The sequence below is a fragment of the Flavobacterium aurantiibacter genome (assembly GCF_002251775.1).
In the GTDB taxonomy this organism is placed as follows: Bacteria; Bacteroidota; Bacteroidia; order Flavobacteriales; family Flavobacteriaceae; genus Flavobacterium; species Flavobacterium aurantiibacter.
On the sequence record NZ_NOXX01000001.1, the window covers coordinates 1 to 1,207 of the forward strand.

Consider the following 1,207-nt stretch of genomic DNA (forward strand, 5'->3'; position numbering starts at 1 on the left):
TGTGGGTTAAGCCGGGAACATGAAACGTAAAAGGGTGAACGTCGCGAAGTCTTAATACTTAATACTCCAATCTTAATACTAAAAAAATCGCACAGAAACCGCTGAAGCTCACAGAATTTCGTGGAATATTTGGCTGTTGAGGAAAACACAGAACGTATCAAACCGCCTGAAAAATGTGCATCTGGTCATTGAGAAATGGCTGATGTTGTTGTGTTTTGATTTACTGCGACAATTTGTTAACCTCATAGTCGGGAGTGTTTGAGGAGCGGGTTGTACTAAAATGCGAACTCTTTTTCAAATTCAGAGGGAGTCAGTATTTTAGCTGTTTTGAAAGGATTATGTTCTAGAAGATCTTTGTCTCCGGTTACCAAATAATCTGCTTTAGAAAAGTCAATTAAATCGAGTAAAAAATTGTCTTTGGGGTCGCGACAGATGGAATATTTTGGCGTGATAGCAACTTTTTCTGCGATTGTTTCTAATAGGTCTAATAGTTCGGCAACATTTTCTTTAGGAAAGTACTTCTTCAGTTTTTCCCGACTCGTAACCAGCTTAATTTCCAGCAGTAGCTGCTCGGTTGTTACTACAATAATAGATCCTTTTGCAATTTGATGTTTTACCGTAGCCAGCTGCTTCCCAATTAGGAAGCTAATCCAAACATTAGTGTCAAAAATTACTTTAGCGCTTTTTTTGGTCATAGATTTGCTGCCTTACGCGCTCAACTTCTTCATCGATCAAATTCATATCTAGGTCTTCTGAATTGAACCTCTTAAGCAGTTTTGAAAGGCGCGTATCAATGGCCTCTTTCTCCAATTCTTTTGTCAATCTAATTTTTTGCTGTCTTGGAAGTTGTTTGACAACAGCTAATATCTGATTGAAACTTAAATCTATTTCTAATGAAGCCTTCATTTTTGTGCTTTTTTTTCGAACTCCTAACTTACGAAATTTTTAATTGTCTGAAAAGGTTAAAACAAAAAGTAGTACCGCTGCATTTGAAATGTCGTATTATTTTTTGTCTGTCGTTGTAGAAATGGGAGTTCGCACACCGTTCTCTTTTGTCTGTTGCTAAACCACGGAGACGACGAAGCACAAAGAACCCGATATTTTCACAGAATGTACATGAATTTGCCAACTATAGGCTGCCTTCGGCAGGCTCAGGCACCGACGAATTGTGGGTTAAGCCGGGAACATGAAACGTAAAAGGGTGAAC

2 protein-coding genes are annotated in these 1,207 nt (G+C 38.4%); both read right to left on the reverse strand.

Annotated elements, in window-relative coordinates; genetic code table 11:
* Positions 1–275: 275 nt before the first annotated feature.
* On the reverse strand, positions 276–695 hold the full coding sequence (locus tag CHX27_RS00005) for a putative toxin-antitoxin system toxin component, PIN family (RefSeq protein WP_094484752.1): 420 nt from the start codon (positions 693–695) through the stop codon (positions 276–278).
* Positions 676–906, reverse strand: coding sequence for a type II toxin-antitoxin system VapB15 family antitoxin (gene vap15 / locus CHX27_RS00010; RefSeq protein ID WP_094484753.1), 231 nt, complete (start codon positions 904–906; stop codon positions 676–678). The genes CHX27_RS00005 and vap15 overlap by 20 nt, the downstream gene beginning before the upstream one ends.
* Between the last annotated feature and the right edge of the window lie 301 nt (positions 907–1,207).

Excerpts from the sequence above, each read along its gene's own strand:
- CHX27_RS00005 (WP_094484752.1), bottom strand. The coding sequence starts at position 695 with ATGACCAAAAAAAGCGCTAAAGTAATTTTTGACACTAATGTTTGGATT.
- vap15 (WP_094484753.1), bottom strand. The coding sequence starts at position 906 with ATGAAGGCTTCATTAGAAATAGATTTAAGTTTCAATCAGATATTAGCT.